Origin of the sequence: Pseudoxanthomonas sp. SORGH_AS_0997 (assembly GCF_031453535.1) — a bacterium.
GTDB classification, from domain to species: Bacteria; Pseudomonadota; Gammaproteobacteria; order Xanthomonadales; family Xanthomonadaceae; genus Pseudoxanthomonas_A; species Pseudoxanthomonas_A winnipegensis.
This window is the reverse complement of record NZ_JAVIZI010000001.1, coordinates 1,551,884-1,572,741: the sequence shown is the minus strand read 5'-3', so window position 1 is coordinate 1,572,741 and position 20,858 is coordinate 1,551,884. Positions and strand designations below refer to the sequence as shown.

The 20,858-nt window shown below is 70.3% G+C and carries 14 protein-coding genes and 1 pseudogene; 10 read left to right on the top strand and 5 right to left on the bottom strand.

Translation table 11 applies throughout. The features are described from left to right. The first annotated feature begins 33 nt into the window (after positions 1-33). On the top strand, positions 34-1,317 hold the full coding sequence (locus tag QE438_RS07045) for an NAD(P)/FAD-dependent oxidoreductase (RefSeq protein WP_306991510.1): 1,284 nt from the start codon (positions 34-36) through the stop codon (positions 1,315-1,317). Between the two features lie 333 nt (positions 1,318-1,650). On the opposite strand, the gene QE438_RS07040 is transcribed toward QE438_RS07045, so the two are convergent. Together QE438_RS07040 and QE438_RS07035 are read right to left on the bottom strand one after the other, a co-directional pair. Continuing rightward, positions 1,651-2,079, bottom strand: coding sequence for a type II toxin-antitoxin system death-on-curing family toxin (locus QE438_RS07040; RefSeq protein ID WP_306991512.1), 429 nt, complete (start codon positions 2,077-2,079; stop codon positions 1,651-1,653). Between the two features lies 1 nt (position 2,080). Next, positions 2,081-2,303: pseudogene (locus QE438_RS07035) on the bottom strand (AbrB/MazE/SpoVT family DNA-binding domain-containing protein). Positions 2,304-2,427: 124 nt separating this feature from the next. On the opposite strand from QE438_RS07035, the gene lexA reads away from it, so the two are divergent. From lexA to QE438_RS07000, 7 genes are all read left to right on the top strand, one after another. Beyond that, positions 2,428-3,033, top strand: coding sequence for a transcriptional repressor LexA (lexA, locus tag QE438_RS07030; RefSeq protein WP_306991515.1), 606 nt, complete (start codon positions 2,428-2,430; stop codon positions 3,031-3,033). 4 nt (positions 3,034-3,037) lie between these two features. Then, the gene (imuA, locus tag QE438_RS07025; RefSeq protein WP_235871605.1) at positions 3,038-3,688 is read left to right on the top strand and encodes a translesion DNA synthesis-associated protein ImuA; all 651 of its coding nucleotides are present in this window, start codon (positions 3,038-3,040) and stop codon (positions 3,686-3,688) included. A gap of 92 nt (positions 3,689-3,780) precedes the next feature. Beyond that, positions 3,781-5,211 (top strand): DNA polymerase Y family protein, encoded by a 1,431-nt coding sequence (locus QE438_RS07020; protein WP_306991518.1) that lies wholly within the window; start codon positions 3,781-3,783, stop codon positions 5,209-5,211. Positions 5,212-5,248: 37 nt separating this feature from the next. After that, positions 5,249-8,515 (top strand): error-prone DNA polymerase, encoded by a 3,267-nt coding sequence (locus QE438_RS07015; RefSeq protein ID WP_309733047.1) that lies wholly within the window; start codon positions 5,249-5,251, stop codon positions 8,513-8,515. An 80-nt stretch (positions 8,516-8,595) separates the two neighbouring features. Continuing rightward, positions 8,596-9,111, top strand: a complete 516-nt coding sequence (locus tag QE438_RS07010; RefSeq protein ID WP_130523058.1) for an alpha-ketoglutarate-dependent dioxygenase AlkB — start codon at positions 8,596-8,598, stop codon at positions 9,109-9,111. Positions 9,112-9,438: 327 nt separating this feature from the next. Further along, positions 9,439-10,065, top strand: coding sequence for a hypothetical protein (locus tag QE438_RS07005; RefSeq protein ID WP_306991519.1), 627 nt, complete (start codon positions 9,439-9,441; stop codon positions 10,063-10,065). An 85-nt stretch (positions 10,066-10,150) separates the two neighbouring features. Further along, entirely contained in the window at positions 10,151-10,309 is a 159-nt protein-coding gene (locus tag QE438_RS07000; RefSeq protein ID WP_165402960.1) for a hypothetical protein, read from the top strand. A 66-nt stretch (positions 10,310-10,375) separates the two neighbouring features. Here QE438_RS07000 and QE438_RS06995 read toward each other — a convergent pair whose 3' ends face one another. After that, positions 10,376-12,718 (bottom strand): GH92 family glycosyl hydrolase, encoded by a 2,343-nt coding sequence (locus QE438_RS06995; RefSeq protein WP_306996101.1) that lies wholly within the window; start codon positions 12,716-12,718, stop codon positions 10,376-10,378. Between the two features lie 196 nt (positions 12,719-12,914). Here QE438_RS06995 and QE438_RS06990 point away from each other — a divergent pair, with 196 nt between their 5' ends. Further along, positions 12,915-13,406: a DNA-binding protein gene (locus tag QE438_RS06990; RefSeq protein WP_306991522.1), complete on the top strand. Its 492-nt coding sequence runs from the start codon at positions 12,915-12,917 to the stop codon at positions 13,404-13,406. 249 nt (positions 13,407-13,655) lie between these two features. After that, a complete protein-coding gene (locus QE438_RS06985) occupies positions 13,656-15,566 on the top strand; it encodes a PAS domain-containing hybrid sensor histidine kinase/response regulator (protein ID WP_306991524.1) in 1,911 nt (636 codons plus the stop codon). 12 nt (positions 15,567-15,578) lie between these two features. On the opposite strand, the gene QE438_RS06980 is transcribed toward QE438_RS06985, so the two are convergent. Continuing rightward, positions 15,579-17,693 (bottom strand): EAL domain-containing protein, encoded by a 2,115-nt coding sequence (locus tag QE438_RS06980; protein ID WP_306991526.1) that lies wholly within the window; start codon positions 17,691-17,693, stop codon positions 15,579-15,581. Between the two features lie 227 nt (positions 17,694-17,920). Continuing rightward, the gene (gene gcvP, locus QE438_RS06975) at positions 17,921-20,809 is read right to left on the bottom strand and encodes an aminomethyl-transferring glycine dehydrogenase (protein ID WP_307183984.1); all 2,889 of its coding nucleotides are present in this window, start codon (positions 20,807-20,809) and stop codon (positions 17,921-17,923) included. Positions 20,810-20,858 lie beyond the last annotated feature (49 nt).

Sequence of the window (20,858 nt, the reverse complement as noted above, 5' to 3'; positions counted from 1 at the left end):
TCGCGGGCACCAAGCACGTCGGGAAAGTGGGGCATGCCAGGGAACAGGCACCAGATCGCGGTGATCGGCTATGGCACCGCCGGCCAGGCGGCGGCCGCATTGCTGGCCGCGGACGGGCATCAGGTGCATGTCTTCGAACAGGCGCCGGTGCTGGGGCCGGTGGGCGCCGGCTTCCTGCTGCAGCCCACGGGGCTGCAGGTGCTGTGGGAGATGGGTCTGTTGCCGCAGGCCCTGGCGCATGGGCGCCGCATCGATCGTCTGTATGGCGAGACGCCGGCGGGGCGCGCGGTCATGGACATGCGCTATGCGCATCTGGATCGGCGTTTGTTCGGGCTGGGCATGCAGCGCGGTGCGCTGTTCGCGCTGCTGGCGCAGGCGTGGGACGGTTACGGCGGCGTGCACTGCGGCACGCGCATCGTCGAGATCAGCCAGGACACGCGCCGCGTGCGCGAGGCCTCGGGCCAATGGCATGGGCCGTTCGATCTGGTGATCGCCGCCGATGGCGCGGGCTCGGCGCTGCGCCGGCACACGCAGGGCGTGCGCTCGGAGGCCGCCTATCCGTGGGGCGCGCTGTGGTGCCTGGTGCCGCAGGACGACTGGGCCTGGCCGCATGAGCTGCGCCAGCGCTACGTGGCCGCGCGCAAGATGATCGGCATGCTGCCGGTCGGGACGCGCCCGGGCGATGACACGCCGCGCCTGAGCTTCTTCTGGAGCCTGCCGGCCGATGGATTCGCGGCCTGGGAGCAGGCGGGGATGCCGGCCTTCCGGCAGGAGGTCGCGGCGCTGTGGCCGCAGGCCGATGCGCGTCTGCATCCGCTTGAGGCCTGTGGCCAGCTGGCGCGCGCTGGCTATCGCGATGCCGTGGTCCACACCTGGCATCGGGACCGTCTGCTGCTGATGGGCGATGCGGCGCACGCGATGAGTCCGCAGTTGGGGCAGGGCGTCAACATGGCGCTGATGGATGCCGCCGCGCTGCGCGATGCCTTGCGCGCCGAAGCCGACTTTCCCGCCGCGCTGGCCCGCTATCAGCAGCGCCGTCGTGCGCATGTGGGCCTCTATCAGTTCTGGAGCCGCTGGCTGACGCCGCTGTTCCAGTCCGACCGCGACCGGGTGGCCAGGCTGCGCGATCTCGCCTTCCTCCGGCTGGGCCGGATGCCAGGCGGGCGCGGCCACATGCTGCGCGTGCTCAGCGGCCTTCAGCATGGCCTGTTCGGGAAGCTGGCCTTGCCCGATGCCTTTCTGCTGGCGTTGGCGGGCGATGGATTGCAGGTGGTACCGGAAGCGCCTGCTGGCTTTGAACTGGCCGACGGCGGCTGAGTTCCGCTGCAAACTCCCTACCGTCATTCCCGCGAAGGCGGGAATCCAGTGGCTTCCTCGCGTACGGCTGAAGGCGTTGGATTTCCTAGCGCTCTCAGCGCGTGGGCGTTACTGGCCTCGGAAGGGCAGCGGTCCGGCGGGCGGTATCCGCTTTTCGCTCGGTCAGGACATCCTGCCTTGCCTTAAGGCGCTCGGCTCCTGCCTCGCTCGTCGCGGCCACCGCCCGCCGGCCCGCTGCCTCGTGCGTGGCGTCGGAAGACTTCGGGTCGAAAGTCAAAGAATTCCCGATCCATTCTTCGCGGAGCCTCGCCCCGGCCGGGTACTGCGTGGTCATCAACCGCCGTAACGCGCCTCAGGCTCGTGGAGCTGGCTGCCGGGCTTGGGCGTCAGGTGCTTGCGGATCCAGTCGGCGAAGGCGGCTTCGGCCAGGGCGCCATCGGCCAGGCCGAGCATGGCGATGTACTTGTCTTCGTCGCGGGCCTGCAACTCCACGCCGTTGAGGACCAGGAACACGCGGTAGCAGACATGGGCGGTGCGCTTGTTGCCGTCCACGAACGGGTGGTTGCGGGCCAGCCCGAACGCCAGGCTGGTGGCCAGCGCGGCCAGGTCCGGAGGTGGATCGCCGTAGCCGAACAGCTGCTGGGGGCGGGCCAGGGTCGCATCGAGCAGGGCGTCGTCGCGCACACCGCCGCTGCCGCCGTGCTCGGCCAGTTGGCGGTCGTGGATGGCCAGCACCAGGGCCCGGGTCATCCAGACGATCATCTCACTGCGCCAGTTTGTGCAGCACCGTGCGGTCCTCGCGCATGATCCGCTCGGCCACTTCCATCTGTGCGGCCAGGGTCGGGTCGAAGACGGTGAGCTTGATGCCGTCCGGAGTTTCCAGGGCGTAGAGCGTGTCGCCCTTTTCCAGTCGCAGGCGGGCCAGCAGGTCCTTGGGCAGGATGACGCCGGGCCGAATTGCCGACGGTGGTGATCTTGAGCTTCATGGTTGTGCGCTCGAGGTTATAACGATGGTTATATTCCGATAGCTTTGGATAGAAAGGCAAGGCCAAGCGAGGACTTTGGCGTATCTCGCCCCGTGCGACGCGGGAGGTGTACAAATGTTCACCCATGGACCCCCTGACCCCTCAACGCGCCGCCGTGCTGGCCTATCTCAAGGCCCAGGCATTGCGCGGTCACGCGCCCAGCCTGGCGGAGATCGCGGCTGAATTCGGCTTTTCCTCGCGCAATGCCGCGCACAAGCACGTCCAGGCACTGGCCGAGGCGGGCCTGATCCAGCTGCGCGCGGGGCAGAAGCGCGGGATCCGGCTGCCCGAGGCCGTGCGCCGCGATGCGCTGCTGGCGCTGCCGGTGCTGGGCCGGGTCGCCGCCGGCGTGCCGATCGGCGCGGATATCGGCCTGGACGAGCAGCTGCTGCTGGATGCCGGCGTGTTCTCGCTGCGGCCGGACTATCTGCTGCGCGTGCAGGGCGATTCGATGATCGACGACGGCATCCTCGACGGCGACCTGGTGGGCGTGCATCGCAGCGCCGAGGCGCGCGACGGGCAGATCGTGGTGGCGCGCATCGAGGGCGAGTTGACCATCAAGCGCCTGGAGATGGGCAGGCACCAGTTGCGCCTGCTGCCGCGCAATCCGGCGCATGCGCCGATCGAGGTGCCGGCCGGGGCGGACTTCGCCATCGAAGGCCTGTACTGCGGCCTGGTGCGCAGGGGTTGAGGCCGTGGCCGAGGTGCCACGTCGTGCGTTGTCGGCGGTGCCGGCCCCGGGCCTGCCGCTGGACGAGCTGCTGGCCGCGCGCACGGTCTGGCGGGCCGGGCGCGGCGGCGCGCCGCGCCATGACGGCGAGCCCACCGGCCATGCCGCGCTGGACGCACTGCTGCCCACCGCCGGCTGGCCGCGCAAGGCCTTGACCGAGCTGCTGCTGCCGGCCGACGGCATCGGCGAGATCGCCCTGCTGCTGCCCACGCTGGCGCGTCTGACCAGCGCCGGCGAGCGCGTGGCGCTGATCGCCCCGCCGTACATCCCTTACGCACCGGCCTGGCAGGGCCGCGGGGTGGATCTGGCGCAGCTGGAGGTGGTCGACGCGGCGCCGCGCGATGCGCTGTGGGCCTTCGAGCAGTGCCTGCGCAGCGGCGCCTGCGCGGCCGTGCTGGGCTGGCCGCAGGCGGCCGACGAGCGCGCACTGCGCCGCCTGCAGGTGGCCGCCGACAGCGGCGACTGCTGCGGCTTCGCCCTGCGCGAGGCGCGCCATGCGCTCAACGCCTCGCCGGCCGCGCTGCGCCTGGAGTACCGCAGCGAGGAGGGCGCCTGGCGCGTGCGCAAGTGTCGCGGCGGCCAGGTGCCGGCCCAGCCGCTGCGGCTGGTGCATTGAGGCGTGGCCATGCCATCGCATCGACCGCTGCCGTGGAATCCGGCTCCCCGACCCGACGCTGACGCGGCGCCCTGCGCGCGGGCGGTGCGCTGATGCTGTGGGCCTGCATCCTGTTGCCGCACCTGGCCATGGACACGGTGCTCCGGCGCCTGCCCGAGGACGAGCGCGCCGCGCCGCTGGTGCTGGTCGAAGGCCCGGCGCAGCTGCGCCGGCTGCATTCGGTCAATGCCGCGGCCGCCCAGGCCGGGCTGACGCCGGGCATGCGCCTGTCGGCCGCGCACGCGCTGCTGGCGCAGGTGCGCACGGTGGATTTCGATGCGCAGGACCAGGCGCGCAGCCAGCGCTTCCTGGCCAGCTGGGCCTATCGGCACAGCTCGCTGGTCAGCCAGCAGTGGCCGCATGCGATCGTGCTGGAGGCGCGCGCCAGCTTCCGCCTGTTCGGGCCGTGGCCGCGCTTCGCCCGCCGCCTGCGCGAGGAGCTGGAGACGCTCGGCTTCCGCCACCGCCTGGCGCTGGCGCCCACGCCGCGCGCGGCGCAGGTGCTGGCCGGGCGCGAGGATGGCCTGGCCATCGCCCGGCCCGAGCGCCTGCAGCAGGTGCTCGACGCGGTGCCGGTGCGTGCCGCGCACCTGCCCGAGGACAGCGGCGAGCGCATGCACCGCATGGGTCTGCACACGCTGGCCGCGCTGCGCGCGCTGCCGCGCGACGGGCTGCGGCGGCGGTTCGGTCTGGCCCTGCTCGAACACCTGGATCGCCTGTACGGGCAGGCCGACGACCCGCTGGACTGGTACGCGCCGCCGGACCACTTCGACGCGCGCGTGGAGATGGGCTACGAGGTGGAGAACCACATGGCGCTGCTGTTCCCGCTGCGGCGCCTGGTCGGCGATCTGTGCACCTATCTGTCGATCCGCGACGGCGGCGTGCAGCGTTTCGTGCTGCGGCTGGAGCACGAGCAGGGCCACAGCGATGTGGACGTCGGCCTGCTGGCGCCCGAGCGTAACCAGGCGCTGCTGTTCGAACTGGCGCGCAACCGCCTGGAGCGCGTGGCCATCGATCGGCCGGTGGTGGGCCTGCGCCTGCTGGCGCGGCAGCTGCCGCCGTTCGTGCCGGCGGTGCGCGACCTGTTCGACACCCGCCCGCAGCAGGCGCTGGACTGGCCGCAGCTGCGCGAGCGCCTGCGCGCGCGGCTGGGCGATGCGGCCGTCTACCGGGTCGAACCGGCCGGCGATCCGCGCCCGGAAAAGGCCTGGCGCCGTGCCCTGGGCGATGCGCCGGCGCGCGGCGTGGAGACCGCCCCCGCGCGTCCGCCGCGCCCGGCCTGGCTGCTGCCGCAGCCGGTGGCCCTGCATGGCCCGGCGCGGATCATCTCCGGCCCCGAACGCCTGGAAAGCGGCTGGTGGGACCAGGGCGATGCGCGCCGCGACTACTACGTGGTGGAAACCGCGCGCGGCCAGCGTGCCTGGGCGTTCCAGCCGGCCGGCGTGCGCGACGCGCCGTGGATGCTGCATGGGTGGTTCGGATGAGGCGGGGCGTGAGTGGGAAGCTGCGGGAGAGAGGGCGATGAGTTGGGATGACGCGGTCGATGGGGTGGATCGGGACACGCCGGGCGGGCGCATGCCGCGCGCCTGGCGCACGGCCCAGCGCCTGCGCACGGCGGCCAACGACGATGCGCCGCAGGGCGTGGCCGCAGACGGCCTGCCGGCCTATGCCGAGCTGCACTGCCTGTCGGATTTCTCTTTCCTGCGCGGGGCCTCGGATGCCACGGCACTGTTCGAACGCGCCAAGGCCTGCGGCTACAGCGCGCTGGCGATCACTGACGAATGCTCGCTGGCCGGCATCGTGCGCGGCTGGGAAGGCGCCCGGGCCACCGGCGTCAGCCTGATCGTCGGCAGCGAGTTCGCGCTGGTCGATGGCACCCGGTTCGTGCTGCTGGTGGAGACGCGCGCCGGCTACACCCAGCTGTGCGCGCTGATCACCACCGCGCGGCGCGCGGCCAGCAAGGGCCGTTACACCCTGACGCGTGCCGATGTGGAGGCGCAGTTCCACGCCGAAGCGCCCGAACTGTTCGCCCTGTGGCTGCCGGGCGCGCAGCCGCAGGCGCAGGACGGGCGCTGGCTGCAGCAGGTGTTCGGCGAGCGCGCCTATCTGGCGGTGGAACTGCTGCGCGACGGCGACGACGACGCGCGGCTGGCCGCGCTGCTGGCGCTGTCCCGGCAGTTGGGCATGACGCCCTTGGCCAGCGGCGATGTGCACATGGCCACCCGCCGCGAGCGCGTGCTGCAGGACACGATCACCGCGATCCGCCACACCGTGCCGCTGGCCGAGGCCGGCGCGCTGCTGTTCCGCAATGGCGAGCGCCACCTGCGCTCGCGCCGGGCGCTGGGCAACATCTATCCGGCGGCGCTGCTCGAGGCCACGGTGAACCTTGCCCGGCGCTGCAGCGGCTTCGATCTCAAGCGCGATGTGAAGTACGACTATCCGGCCGAGCTGGTGCCGGCCGGGCATACCGCGACCAGCTATCTGCGCGAGTTGACCGAGGCCGGAATCCGCACGCGCTGGGCCGAGCGCGGCCTGACACTCTCGGACAAGGTGCGGGGCGATATCGAGCAGGAGCTGGCGCTGATCGAGGAGCTGGAGTACGAGGCCTTCTTCCTGACCGTGCATGACGTGGTGCGCTTCGCCAAGTCACAGGGAATCCTGTGCCAGGGGCGCGGCTCTTCGGCCAACTCCGCCGTGTGCTACGCGCTGGGCATCACCGCGGTGGACCCGGACGAGAATCGCCTGCTGATCTCGCGCTTCCTGTCCAAGGCGCGCAACGAGCCGCCCGATATCGACGTCGATTTCGAACACGAGCGGCGCGAGGAGGTCATCCAGTACGTCTACCGCAAGTACGGCCGCGCGCGTGCGGCGCTGGCGGCCACGGTCATCAGCTACCGCGGCAAGAGCGCGGTGCGCGAGGTGGCCAAGGCCTTCGGCCTGCCGCCGGACCAGATCGCGCTGCTGGCCAACTGCTTCGGCTGGGGCAATGGCGACACGCCGATGCAGCAGCGGCTGGAGGAGGCCGGCTTCGACACCGCCAATCCGCTGATCGTGAGGATTCTGGCCCTCACCTGCATGCTCGAAGGCAAGCCGCGCCACCTGTCCCAGCACGTCGGCGGTTTCGTCATCGCCGAGCAGACTCTGTCCACCGTGGTGCCGGTGGAGAACGCGGCCATGGCCGACCGCACCATCATCCAGTGGGAGAAGGACGACCTGGAGACCATGGGCATGCTCAAGGTCGACTGCCTGGCGCTGGGCATGCTGACCTGCATCCGCAAGACGCTGGACCTGATCCGCGTGCACCGCGGGCGCGATCACGGCATCGCCAGCATCCCGTCCAACGACAAGCCCACCTACGACATGATCCAGCTGGCCGACACGGTCGGCGTGTTCCAGATCGAATCGCGCGCGCAGATGGCCATGCTGCCGCGGCTCAAGCCCGCCAAGTTCTACGACCTGGTGATCGAGGTGGCGATCGTGCGCCCCGGGCCGATCCAGGGCGACATGGTCCATCCCTATCTGCGCCGGCGTCAGGGGCTGGAGCAGCCCACCTATCCGTCCGAGGGCGTCGAAGAGATCCTCGGGCCGACGCTGGGCGTGCCGCTGTTCCAGGAGCAGGTGATGGAGCTGGTGATCCATGCCGGCTATCAGCCGGACGAGGCCGACGGCCTGCGCCGCTCGATGGCCGCCTGGCGACGCGGCGGCGACATGGAGCCGCACCGCGTGCGCATCCGCCAGCTGATGGAGGACAAGGGCTACGCGCCGGCGTTCATCGACCAGATCTTCGACCAGATCAAGGGCTTCGGCTCGTATGGCTTCCCGCAGAGCCACGCGGCCTCATTCGCCAAGCTGGTCTATGTCAGCTGCTGGCTCAAACGGCACGAGCCTGCGGCCTTCGCCTGCGGCCTGTTGAACGCGCAGCCGATGGGGTTCTATTCGCCCAGCCAGATCGTGCAAGACGCGCGCCGCGGCAAGGCCGCGCGCCAGGCCGTCACCGTGCTGCCGGTGGACGTGCTGCACAGCGACTGGGACAACACCCTGGTCGGCGGAAGGCCGTGGCGCAGCGCGCACGATCCGGGCGAGCAGCCGGACATCCGCCTGGGCTTCCGCCAGGTGGCCGGCCTGTCCGAGGCCACCGGCAAGGCGATCATGGCCGCACGCGCGCAGCGCCCCTTCGCCGATCTGGAAGACCTGTGCCTGCGCGCCGGCCTGGACGAGAAGGCCCGCACCGCGCTGGCCGAAGCCGGCGCGCTGCGCTCGCTGGTCGGTCACCGCAATGCCGCGCGCTGGGCGGTGGCCGGGGTCGAGCGTCGCCGCCCGCTGCTGCCCGGCAGCCCGCGCGAACAGGCCATCGCGCTGCCGGCGCCGCGCATCGGCCAGGACATCACCGCCGACTACCGCAGCGTCGGCCTGAGCCTGGAGGCGCATCCGATGGCGCTGCTGCGCGGGCGCATGCGCGCCCAGCGCATCCTCGGCCTGCGCGAGCTGCAGGATCGTCCCAGCGGCAGCGGCGTGCACGTGGCCGGGCTGGTCACCCAGCGCCAGCGCCCGGCCACGGCCAAGGGCACCATCTTCGTCACGCTCGAGGACGAGCAGGGCATGATCAACGTGATCGTCTGGCCGCACCTGGCGATGCGCCGGCGGCGCGCGCTGCTGGAGTCGCGGCTGCTGGCCGTGCGCGGGCGCTGGGAGCGCGTGGACGGGGTCGAACACCTCATCGCCGGCGACCTGCGCGACCTGAGCGAGATGCTCGGCGAGCTGGCGCTGCCCTCGCGGGATTTCCATTGAACGCGCGCTCGGCCCATCCGTACGTCGGCGACCTGTTCGCGCCCGCGCCGCTGACGGTGTTCGACGACGCCGAGGGCGGCATGCGCTACTGGCCCGACGTGGTCGACGCGGCCACCGCCGCGCGCTGGTTCGACACCCTGCGCGAGGGCGCCCACTGGAAGCACGAGCGCCGCCCGATGTACGACCGCATCGTCGACGTGCCGCGTCTGCGCGCCGGCTACCGGCTGGACGATCTGCCGCCGCAGCTGCCGCTGGCCGACATGCTGGCCCTGGTGCAGGCGCGCGTGCCGGCGCCGTACACCGGGGTGGGCATGAACTTCTATCGCGACGGCCGCGACAGCGTGGCCATGCACCACGACAAGCTGCACACGCTGGTCCCCGGCCAACCGATCGCGCTGGTCTCGCTGGGTGGCACCCGGCGCATGCACATCCGCGCCATGCACGGCCGCCGCCGCACCTTCGCCCTCGACCTGGCCCCGGGCAGCCTGCTGGTGATGAGCCATGCCAGCCAGCTCACTCACGAGCACGGCATTCCCAAGACCGATGCGGCGGTGGCGCCGCGCATGAGCGTGGTGTTCCGCGCGCGGCCGGACTGAGAACTGCGTCAAGCGCATTGCGTGCGGTGTGCAACGCCTGAGTCCACCGGCTGGCGGCCCGGCAATGCCCCTGTTTCTTCGGCAAGCGTGACGTACATGCACTTGTCAACTCGATCACGTTGGTAATTCGGGATATCCGCTTCAGAAAGCGCTTGCAGCACCGTCTTGGCCGATCTAAACAGGCGCACGCGATCCGCAAAGGCTCGCCAGGAACAGGGGCGTTACATGCACGGCTTGAAGCATCACCATCGCCTCCGGCGCGCCGGGGGTGCGTCAGCTTCCGTTGGCGATCGCCTGGCCTTGGCGTATCGTCAGGAAGGCTTTGCCGTGCGTGCCGCGCCGCTGCCCGCCGATGGCCCGCAGCAGCCCGATGCCGCCCTGCTGCTCAGCCGTGGCGGGCAGACCGTGCTGGTCCATGCCTACGGCTCGGTCCATGGCGCGCAGGCGCAGGCCGCCGTGCAGCAGCTGGCCACCGATGGCTTCACCCAGGGTGCGACGCGGGGCGAGCTGATCGCCGCCGCCGGCTTCACCGTGGCGGCCTACCAGGCCGCGCTGCGCCTGGGCCAGATCACGCTGTGCGAAGACGCCGCGCGCGCCGCGCTGCTCGATGCCCCCGTCGAGGACACGCGTATCGCCACGCGTGCCCGCACGCCGGGGCGTCCGGCCTTGGCGCTGCGCGCTGCCATCAGTTGCGGTGGCGCGGCGATGGCCCTGGTCCTGGTGCTGGCCGCCATGCCCGGCCTGCGCGGCCAGATGCAGGACCTGCTGCACCGTCCCGCGTCCGCGCCGACCATGGCCACTCCGATCGCGGCCAGCGACTGGGTGGCACCGGCCGGATCGCGCTCGGGCGCGCTGGAGCTGGGCGGCACGCTCGCTCCGTCCATGGCCCAGGCCCAGTCGATGACCGCGCCGCTGCCGGCCAACTTCAACCAGGCACTGGCCGCGCGGCTCTAGGCCTCGGGCCCCCTCCGTCACGCGATGGCGTGACGTCCACGCCCCTGCATGCAGTCTGTTGCGGACAGCCCTTTAGGAGCGCCGCATGCCGACCCTGCCCAACGACCCCATCCCGCCGTCCGACATGGACCCGCGCGTGGACGATCCGCCGCCGTTGCCTGCACCGTCGCGGCATGACGGCCAGGAAGAGGGCGACCCCGCCGTCGACGAACCGCTCGCACCGGGCCATCCGCACGGCGCTTGAGTCCGCGTACAACGACGAAGGGCGGGTCCTGCGACCCGCCCTTCGTCTTGCTCGGACCTGGAGTCCTTACTGCGAAGACATCGAGTAGGGCAGCTTGCCCGGATCGGTGGCCCAGGTCGTGTTCGGCTGCGCCTGCATGGTGAAGCGCAGTTCGCCGCCGGCCATGATCTGCGCATGAGTGAGGTAGGCGCGGTCCAGCGGCTTGCCGTTCAACAGCACGCTGCCGACGTAAGGATGTGCGGCATCCAGTCCGTCGGCGATCACGTTGAAGCGCTTGCCGCCTTCCAGGTTGAGCGTGGCGCGCGGCAGGAACGGCCGGCCGATGATGTACTGGTTGCTGCCCGGCGTGACCGGGTAGAAGCCCAGCGCGGTGAACACGTACCAGGCCGACATCTGGCCCAGATCGTCGTTGCCGGCCAGCCCGTCGGGCGTGGCCTTGTACTGGGTGTCCATGATCTGCTTCAGCCGCTGCTGCGTGCGCCAGGCCTGGCCGGCGTAGGCGTAGAGATAGGCCACGTGGTGGCCGGGCTCGTTGCCGTGCGCGTACCAGCCGATCAGGCCGGTGATGTCCTCCATGTGCTCGAACACCTTCGGGTCCACCTTGGCATCGAAGGCCGCATCCAGCTTGCCCAGCAGCGCGTCGGCGCCGCCATGCGCCTTGACCAGCCCGGCCACGTCCTGCGGCACGTACCACGAGTACTGCCAGGCGTTGCCTTCGGTGTAGTCGGTGCCGTAGCCGCTGGCGGTGGGATCGAACGGCTCGCGGAAGGATCCGTCGCGCTTGCGCGCGCGCATGAAGCCGGTGGCCGGGTCGAAGGCGTGCTTCCAGTTGCCCGCGCGCTTGTCGAACTCGGCTGTGACGCTGGTGTCGCCCATGTCGCGCGCCACCTGGGCGATGGTCCAGTCGTCGAAGGCGTATTCCAGCGTCTTGGAGGCCGCTTCGCCTTCCTCGTCGATCGGCACATAGCCCAGCTGGCGGTACTGGGCGATGCCGTCGTAGGGGCCGTAGTTGGCGCTGGTGACCATCGCCTCCAGCGCCTGGCGCGTGTCGTAGCCGCGGATGCCCTTCATGTAGGCATCGGCGATCACCGGGACGGCGTGGTAGCCGATCATGCACCAGGTCTCCAGGCCGTTGAACGCCCAGATCGGCAGGATCCCGTACGGGCTCTCGCGCCGCGCGGCCAGCAGCGAGTTGACGATGTCGTTGGTGTGCGCGGCAGGCTGGACGATCGTCAGCAGCGGATGCAGCGCGCGATAGGTATCCCACAGCGAGAAGGTCGAATAGTTGGTCCAGCCCTTGGCCTGGTGCACGGCGTTGTCCGGGCCGCGATAGCGGCCATCGACGTCCATGAACAGCGTCGGCCCGAGGAAGGTGTGATACAGCGCGGTGTAGAACTGCGTGCGCTGGACCGGCGTGCCCTGCGCCTGCACCGCGGCCAGCGCCGTGGCCCAGGTCTGCCTGGCCGCGTCGCGCACGCCGTCGAAGTCCCAGCCGGGCACTTCGGCATCGAGATTGGCGATGGCGTTCTCTTCGCTGACCGGCGAGATCGCCAGCTTGACCAGCAGCGGGCCACCCGCATCGCCCACATCGAAGCTGGCGACCAGCTGGCGGCCCTCGATCTGCGCGCGCTGGCCCGGAGCCTTGTCGGCCGGCGGGGCGAAGCCCTTGTAGATCACGTTCTGCTCGGTGTCGTTGAGCGTGTGGCCGGTCAGCGGCTTGGAAAACCGCATGGCGAAATACAGCTGGCGACCGGGCGCCCAGCCGCGCGTCTCGCGGAAACCCGTCACCGTGCCGTCCGCGCGCAGCCGCACGCGCGACCACAGCACCTTGACCGGGTAGTCGTACATGCTGGTGCGCATGTCCAGGATCACGTGCCCGGGCTTGCCCTTGGGGAAGGTGTAGCGGTGCACGCCTACGCGCGCGGTGGTGGTCAGCTCGGCGCGCACGCCGGCATCGTCCAGGGTCACGGCGTAATAGCCGGGCTGGGCGGTCTCGCTCTGGTGACGGAAGCGCGAGGTGAAGCCGCTGCCGGGCTTGTCGATGTCGCCGCGCTCCAGCTTGACCTCGCCGGTGGAGGGCATCAACAGGAAGTCGCCCAGATCCGAATGCCCCGAGCCGGAGAAGTGCGTATGCGAGAAGCCCACGATGGTGCTGTCGCTGTGGCGGTAGCCCGCCGCCCAGCCATAGCCGTCCTTGCGCGACTTGATCTGGGTATCGGGCGAAAGCTGCACCATGCCGAAGGGCAGGGTGGCGCCGGGAAAGGTGTGGCCCTCGCCGCCGCTGCCGATGAAGGGATCGACCGCATCGAACGCCGCCTGCTCGGCTGGCGTCAGCCGTTGCGCGGCGGTGCCCGACAGCGGCAGTGCCGCCAGCAGACCGGCCAGCCCCAGGACGCCGACATGCCGCATCAGCGCCGAGCGCTGGGTGGACAGGTTTCGCATTGCTCATGGACCCCATTGCGATGATGGGCACGGACCCTAGCACGGAGGGGCCGGCATTCCTGCTCGACCTTGGTCCTGCGGTGGCACGCGTCACGGCGATACGCACGCGACCTTGACAGGGGCGGCTCTATAGGTGGAACTCCAGATGCATCGGGAGTCTTCCATGCCCAGCAACAAGTCCGCACACAAGGCCGCGCAGGACGACAAGCGCGCCGGCAAGTCCCCCAGCACCCAGGCCGGCGAGTACGTGCGCGAGGAGATCGAGGAACTGGAGGCCGGCGAGGGCCGCGCCAATAGCAGGCAGCAGGCCATCGCGATCGGCCTGTCCAGAGCGCGCCGCGACGGCGTCCAGGCCAAGCCCGGTAAGAAAGCCTCCGGCGAGGTCAAGCACAAGGCCGGCCAGGACCTGGCCACCGGCCGCAAGCGCGCCACGAAGAAGGTGGCCAAAAAGGCGGCAAAGAAGGCGACGAAGTCGGCCGCGAAGAAGACCGCGAAGAAAGCGACCAAGAAGACTGCCAAGAAAGCGACGAAGAAGACGACGAAGCAGGCCGTCAAGAAAGCCGCGAAGAAGGCCGCAAAAAAGACAGCAAAGAAGGCCGTGAAGAAGTCTGCAAAGAAGGCCACGAAGAAGACGGCGCGCAAGAAATCCAGCTGACGGCCCGCGCACAGGCCCCAACCGTCGTTCCCGCGAACGCGGGAACCTAGCGACCTTCGCATGTCGCCCGAGCGTTTCAACCGTCGTTCACGCACAACGCGCAACGGTTAGCGTCTCTGAGCAGAATGTGCGCCAAAGCAGTGGCCGGGTGCGCCCGGCGGCGCCCGCGGCCACGAGGATCGCCACGCTGTTCACAGACCATCGAATCCCCAGCCGCTAGCCTGCTGGAGTCACCACAGGGGTCATGCGATGCCGTACACCACACCGGTGCCCGACGGGGCGCCGATGCCGGAGGCGTTCGAACGCGCCGTTCCCGACGCACAGCGCACCGAGGGCGTGCTCTATCACACGCCGGTGCTGCCGGCGTCGGCACGTCGCGCCCCGGACGAGGACGACGCACGCCTGCTGCTCGGGCTGTCCTCGCCGGAACAGGACTGGTGGCAGGCACTGTTCGAGGCCGACACCGAAGGCGCGCGCCGCGAGTACGACGCCTTCCTCGCCCGCGATGCGCCGTTGGACATCGAGTACCGCGTGCGTCTGCCCGGCGGCGGGCAGCGCTGGTTGCGCGACCGTGCGCGCGTGGTCGCCCGCGACGCGCAGGGACGCCCGCGCCAGCTGATCGGTGTCTTGGACGATGTGACCGGGCGCAACTCGCTGCGCCGGCGCGCGCGCGAGGCGGCCGAGAAGTACCGGCTGCTGTTCGACTCGATCGATGCGGGCTTCTGTGTGATCCAGATGCTGTTCGACGCGCAGGGGCGTCCGCAGGATTACCTGTTTCTCGAGGTCAACGCCGCCTTCGCGCGGCAGACCGGTATCCAGGATGCGCCAGGTCGGCGCATGCGCGAGATCGCGCCGGCGCATGAGGAGCACTGGTTCCAGACCTATGGACGCATCGCCCGCAGCGGCGTGCCCGAGCGCTTCGAGCACAGCGCCGCGCAGCTGGGCTTCTACTACGACGTCTATGCCTTCCGCTTCGGCGACCCGGCACTGCATCAGGTGGCGGTGCTGTTCAACGACATCTCCAGCCGCAAGCAGATGGAGGATGCGCTGCGCGAGGACGGCCGACGCAAGACCGAGTTCATCGCCATGCTGGCGCACGAACTGCGCAATCCGCTGGCGACCATCACCAGCGGCCTGCAGGCGATGAAGCTGGGCAGCCACGGCGTGGCCATGCATCCGGCCGCGCCGATGATGGAACGCCAGATCGTGCAGATGAGCCAGCTGCTGGACGACCTGCTGGACATCAACCGCATCGCGCTGGGCAAGGTGGTGCTGCGCAAGGAACGCTGCGACCTGGGCCAGCTGGCCGCGCATGTGGCCGAGGCCTTCCGTGCCCATTATCTGGAACGCGACGTGCGCCTGGAGCTGGAGCTTCCGCAGGCGCCGGTGCGGGTGCGCGCCGATGCCACGCGCATGGTGCAGGTGCTGGGCAATCTGCTCAGCAACGCGGCCAAGTTCAGCCATCCCGGCAGCCAGGTACGGCTGCGCGTGGGCGAACAGGACGGCCGGGCGATGGTCGAGGTGCGCGACACCGGCATCGGCATCGAGCCCGACAAGCTGCAGCACATCTTCGAACTCTTCGCCCAGGTCGACAGCAACCGGCACGCGTCCTTCGGCGGGCTGGGCGTGGGCATCGCGCTGGCGCGCGAGCTCGTTGGCCGCCACGACGGCGTCATCGAGGCGCACAGCGCCGGCCTGGGGCAGGGCAGCACCTTCACCGTGCGCCTGCCGCTGGACGCGCCCGCACCGGCCGTGGTGCACGGCGTCGAGGACAAGCCGGCCCGCGACGGCGCGCTGCAGCTGCTGCTGATCGACGACAACCGCGACGCGGCCGATTCGATCTCGATGGTGCTCGAGCTGCTCGGCCACCAGGTCACCACGCGCTACAACGGCGCCGACGGCCTGGCCGCGGCCGAGCAGGCCAGCCCGGACGTGATCATCACCGACATCGGCATGCCCGGCATGGACGGGCACGAGGTCTGCCGCCGCCTGCGCGCGCGGGCCGACGGCGCAGCGCTGCGCATCGTGGCGCTGACCGGCTGGGGCACCACGGAGGATCGCGAGCTGACCCGTCAGGCCGGCTTCGACCACCATCTGGTCAAGCCGGTGACCGCGGCCAAGCTGCGCGAGGCGCTGGCGGCGGTGACCGAACGCGCCTGAGCGGGCATCCGCTCAGGTCGGGATCGGCCCCGGCGTCCGGCTGTCAGGCGATCCCACGTCCTGGCGTTTCTCGAAGAAGCCGCACGCCTCCTCGGCCGGCATTGGGCGGCCCAGCAGATAGCCCTGCAGCAGGGTGCAGCCCAGCTCGGTGAGCAGGGACTGCTGGGCCGGGGTCTCCACGCCCTCGGCGATGACCTGCAGCCCCAGCGAGTGGCCCAGCGCGATGATGGCCGACACGATGGCGGCATCGTCGCCACCGCGCTCGAGGTCCTGCACGAAGCCGCGATCGATCTTCAGTTCGCTGGCTGGCAGCTTCTTCAGATACAGCAGGCTCGAGTATCCGGTGCCGAAATCGTCGATGGAGATGCTCACGCCCATCTCCACCAGCCGCTGCAGGATTGCCAGGCTGGCCTCCGCATCGTGCATGGCCATCGATTCGGTGATCTCCAGCACCAGCGCGCTGGCCGGCAGGCCGTGGCGGCGCAGGGCCTGCGCCACGTCCTGGTAGAGCTGGTCGGAATGGAACTGGTTGGGCGAGAGGTTCACCGCCACGCTCTGCACCTCCAGGCCCTGGGCGCGCCACTGGGCGAGCTGGCGGCAGGCCTCGTCCAGCACCCAGCGGCCCAGCTCGATGATCAGACCGGACCGCTCGGCCAGCGCGATGAAGTCGCCGGGCATGATCAGCCCGCGCTGCGGATGCTGCCAGCGCACCAGCGCCTCCACCCCGATCACCGGCCCGTCCGGTGCGCGCAGCTTGGGCTGGTAGTGCAGGCGCAGCTCGTTGCGCTGCAGGCCGCGGCGCAGATCTTGGATCAGTGCGATGCGCGCATGCGCGCCGTGGTTCATGCCCGGCTCGAACAGCTGGTAGCCGTTGCGGCCGCGCTCCTTGACCGCGTACATCGCCGCATCGGCGTTGGCCAGCAGGTCGTGGGCGACGGTGCCGTGTTCGGGATACAGCGCCGCGCCGATGCTGGCCGACACGGCGATCTCGCCGCGGTCCAGCTCCAGCGGCACGCTGGCCAGCTCCATCAGCAGCTCGGCGATGCGCATCGCGTCCTGCGGCGCCTCGATCGTGCTGAGCACCACGAATTCATCGCCGCCGAGTCGGGCGATGGTGGCGTGCGGCGAGAGGCGCCTGACCAGCTGCGAGGAGAACTGCAGCAGCAGCCGGTCGCCGATCTGGTGGCCGTAGGCGTCGTTGATGCCCTTGAAGCCGTCCAGGTCGACGAACAGCAGGGCGAAGCGCCCGCCCTCCCGCTCGGCCGCCGCGATGGCCTCGCCCAGCCGCTCCTCCAGCAGGATGCGGTTGGGCAGGCTGGTCAGGCCATCGTGCAGGGCCAGATGGCTCAGTTCGCTGTTGGCCTTGGCCAGCGAGGCGGCCAGCAGCGCGGTGCGGTCCTGCAGGCGCCGGTCCAGCACCGAGGTCATCAGCGCGATGCCCAGGATGGCGAAGGTCGCCATGCCGATCAGCGCCGCCAGCACCGGCGGGGTCAGGCCGTTGTGCAGGGCGGCGCCGCACACGCTTCCGGGCGGAAAGCGCGCCGCCGCCATGCCGGTGTAGTGCATGCCGGCGATGGCCAGGCCCATGACGCTGGCGGCCGCCAGGCGCCACGGCAGCAGGTGGCTGAGGCGCTCGTTGCGCAGCCGGAAGAAGATCCATAGCGCCGCGGTGGCCGCCGCGATGGCGATCAGCACCGACAGGGCGAACCACAGCGGGTCGTAGTCGATCCCCGGCTGCATGCGCATGGCGGCCATGCCCACGTAGTGCATGGCGGCGATGCCCACGCCCATGATCGTCCCGCCACCGAACAGCTGGCTGGCCGGCAGGGTCTCGCGGGTCACCATCCACAGCGCATAGGCCGAGGCCACCACCGCGATCAGCAGCGAATACAGCGTGATCAGCAGGTCGTAGCCCTGCGGGATGGGCAAGCGGAAGGCGGTCATGCCGATGAAGTGCATCGACCAGATGCCGAAGCCCATCGCACAGGCGCCGCAGACCAGCCAGCCGCGCGCGGCCCGGCCGCTGCTGGCGGCGATGCGCCCGGTGAGGTTCAGCGCCACATACGAGGCGAAGGCGGCCACGATGAAGGACGCGACCACCAGGAGAGGGTTGTAGATACCGGACATGCGACTGACGACTTCGGCTCGGGGGAGGGCACCGCGACCAGCCGATCAAGCAAGGTCCATGCCGATCCCGGCGCGTCCCGTGCGGGCTGGATCTGGCGGTCGCACGCCCCCTCGGGCCTGCCGGCGCCCGGCGGAATGTGACCTGGCGCGTCATCGCTCTGTGACAACGCCCGCAACGAAAAGCCCCGCCGAGGCGGGGCTTTCGTGGTCTCGACCCGGGCCTGGGATCAGGCCTCGACGTCTTCCTTGTAGGCATCGACCGGGATGCAGGCGCACATGATGTGCTTGTCGCCGTAGACGTTGTCCACGCGCGCCACCGGCGGCCAGTACTTGGCCTGGCGCAGCGAGGGCAGCGGAAAGGCCGCCAGCTCGCGCGGGTAGGCGTGGGTCCACTCGCTGCCGGAGACCTGCACGGCGGTGTGCGGGGCGTGCTTGAGCGGGTTGTCCTCGCGTTCCAGGCGGCCGTCCTCGACAGCGCGGATCTCCTCGCGGATCTGGATCATGGCGTCGATGAAGCGGTCCAGCTCGTGCTGGGACTCGCTCTCGGTCGGCTCGACCATCAGCGTGCCGGCGACCGGGAAGCTCAGGGTCGGGGCGTGGAAGCCGAAGTCGATCAGGCGCTTGGCGATGTCTTCGGCGCTGATGCCGGTGGTCTTCTCCAGCGGGCGCACGTCCAGGATGCACTCGTGCGCGACCAGCCCGTTGCGGCCGGTGTAGAGCGTCTTGTAGTGCGGTGCCAGGCGCTTGGCGATGTAGTTGGCGTTCAGCAGCGCCACCTGGGTCGCCTTGCGCAGCCCGGCGCTGCCCATCATGGTGATGTACATCCAGCTGATCGGCAGGATCGAGGCCGAGCCGAAGCTGGCCGCCGAGACCATGCCCACCTCGCCCTGTCCGCCCAGCGTGCGCGGCAGGAACGGGGCCAGGTGCGACTTGACCGCGCACGGTCCCACGCCTGGGCCGCCGCCGCCGTGCGGGATGCAGAAGGTCTTGTGCAGGTTGAGGTGGCTCACGTCCGAGCCCCACTTGCCCGGCTTGGCCACGCCGACCAGGGCGTTCATGTTGGCGCCGTCGGTGTAGACCTGACCGCCGTGCGCGTGCACGGCCTCGCAGATGGCCACGATGTCCTCCTCGAACACGCCATGCGTGGACGGGTAGGTGATCATCAGCGCGGCCAGGCGGTCGGAATACTTCTCGGCCTGCACGCGGATGTCCTCGACATCGACGTTGCCGTTGGCATCGCACTTGGTGACCACGACCTTCATGCCGCACATCTGCGCCGAGGCCGGATTGGTGCCGTGCGCCGATTCGGGGATCAGGCAGATGTCGCGATGGCCCTCGCCGCGTGAGCGGTGGTAGGCGCGGATCGCCAGCAGGCCGGCGTACTCGCCCTGCGCGCCGGAGTTGGGCTGCAGGCTGACCGCGTCGTAGCCGGTGCACTCGACCAGCATGGCCTCCAGTTCGTCGATCAGCTGGCGGTAGCCGGCCCACTGCGCGGCCGGGGCCAGCGGATGGATGGCGGAGAACTCGGGCCAGGTCACCGGGATCATCTCGGCGGTGGCGTTGAGCTTCATGGTGCAGCTGCCCAGCGGGATCATGGTGCGATCCATCGCCAGGTCCTTGTCGGCCAGGGCGCGCATGTAGCGCAGCAGCTCGTGCTCGCTGTGGTGGGTGTTGAACACCGGGTGCTGCAGGAACGCGCTGGTACGCACCAGGCCCTGCGGCAGCGCATCGGCGCTGGCCGCGTCCAGCGCGTCCACGTCGACCTCCACGCCGAACAGCTTGCCCAGGGCGACGATGTCGGCGCGGGTGGTGGTCTCGTCCAGGCTGATGCCCAGCGCCTCGCTGTCGATCGCGCGCAGGTTGATGCCGGCCTGCAGCGCACGGGCGTGCAGCGCGTCGGCATCGACGGCCTTGACGTGCAAGGTGTCGAAGAAGTGCTCGCCGACCTGCACGCCCGCCCCGCGCAGCGCGGCGGCCAGGATCGCCGCCAGGCGATGGGTGCGGCGGGCGATCCGGGTCAGGCCTTCGGGGCCGTGGTAGACCGCGTACATCGAGGCCATCACCGCCAGCAGCACCTGGGCGGTGCAGATGTTGGAGGTGGCCTTCTCGCGGCGGATGTGCTGCTCGCGGGTCTGCAGGGTCAGGCGGTAGGCCGGGTTGCCCTCGGCATCGATCGACACGCCGATCAGGCGGCCGGGCATCGAGCGCTTGAAGGCGTCGCGACAGGCCATGAACGCCGCATGCGGGCCGCCGAAGCCGAACGGCACGCCGAAGCGCTGCGAGTTGCCGACCACGATGTCCGCGCCCCATTCGCCGGGCGCGGCGATCAGGGTCAGTGCCAGCAGGTCGGTGGCCACGGCCACCAGGCCCTGGCGCGCATGCACCGCGTCGGTCAGCGCCTGGTAGCCGGCGAGCGTGTCGAACGAGAGCTGGCCGAAGGTGTCCGGGTACTGCAGCAGCACACCGAAGGCATCGGCCTCCATCGCCTGGGCCGGGGTGCCCAGCTCCAGCACGATGCCCAGCGGCTCGGCGCGCGTGCGCAGCAGCTCCAGGGTCTGCGGGTGCACCGCGTCGTGGACGAAGAAGACATTGGACTTGGACTTGGCCGAACGCTTGGCCAGGGTCATCGCCTCGGCCGCGGCCGTGGCCTCGTCCAGCAGCGAGGCGTTGGCGATCTCCATGCCGGTCAGGTCGGCGCACAGAGTCTGGAAGTTGATCAGCGCTTCCATGCGGCCCTGCGAGATCTCGGCCTGGTAGGGCGTGTAGGCCGTGTACCAGGCGGGGTTCTCCAGGATGTTGCGCAGGATCACCTTGGGCGTGTGGGTGCCGTAATAGCCCTGGCCGATGAAGCTCTTGAACACCTGGTTCTTCCGCGCGATGGCGCGGATCTTGGCCAGCGCCTCCTCTTCGGTGATCGCCTGGGGCAGGGCCAGGGCGGCGGGCGACTTGATCTTGCCCGGGACGATGGCGTCGGTCATCGCATCCAGGCTGGGGTGGCCGACCGCCTCGAGCATCTGCGCGATCTCGGTGTCGTTGGGGCCGATATGGCGTTCGACGAACGCGGCGTGGTGTTCGAGGTCGCGCAAGGACGGGGAGGGCTGGGACATGGCAGGCATCCGAAGAAGAGGGCACGCGGGATGGAACGGACCTCCCCTCCTGGCCGCG

Bases quoted from the DNA above. Each gene is read 5' to 3' on its own strand.
- QE438_RS07045 (WP_306991510.1), top strand. From the start codon at position 34: ATGCCAGGGAACAGGCACCAGATCGCGGTGATCGGCTATGGCACCGCC.
- QE438_RS07040 (WP_306991512.1), bottom strand. From the start codon at position 2,079: ATGATCGTCTGGATGACCCGGGCCCTGGTGCTGGCCATCCACGACCGC.
- lexA (WP_306991515.1), top strand. From the start codon at position 2,428: ATGGACCCCCTGACCCCTCAACGCGCCGCCGTGCTGGCCTATCTCAAG.
- QE438_RS07020 (WP_306991518.1), top strand. From the start codon at position 3,781: ATGCTGTGGGCCTGCATCCTGTTGCCGCACCTGGCCATGGACACGGTG.
- QE438_RS07015 (WP_309733047.1), top strand. From the start codon at position 5,249: ATGAGTTGGGATGACGCGGTCGATGGGGTGGATCGGGACACGCCGGGC.
- QE438_RS07010 (WP_130523058.1), top strand. From the start codon at position 8,596: ATGCGCTACTGGCCCGACGTGGTCGACGCGGCCACCGCCGCGCGCTGG.
- QE438_RS07000 (WP_165402960.1), top strand. From the start codon at position 10,151: ATGCCGACCCTGCCCAACGACCCCATCCCGCCGTCCGACATGGACCCG.
- QE438_RS06995 (WP_306996101.1), bottom strand. From the start codon at position 12,718: ATGCGGCATGTCGGCGTCCTGGGGCTGGCCGGTCTGCTGGCGGCACTG.
- QE438_RS06990 (WP_306991522.1), top strand. From the start codon at position 12,915: ATGCCCAGCAACAAGTCCGCACACAAGGCCGCGCAGGACGACAAGCGC.
- QE438_RS06985 (WP_306991524.1), top strand. From the start codon at position 13,656: ATGCCGTACACCACACCGGTGCCCGACGGGGCGCCGATGCCGGAGGCG.
- QE438_RS06980 (WP_306991526.1), bottom strand. From the start codon at position 17,693: ATGTCCGGTATCTACAACCCTCTCCTGGTGGTCGCGTCCTTCATCGTG.
- gcvP (WP_307183984.1), bottom strand. From the start codon at position 20,809: ATGCCTGCCATGTCCCAGCCCTCCCCGTCCTTGCGCGACCTCGAACAC.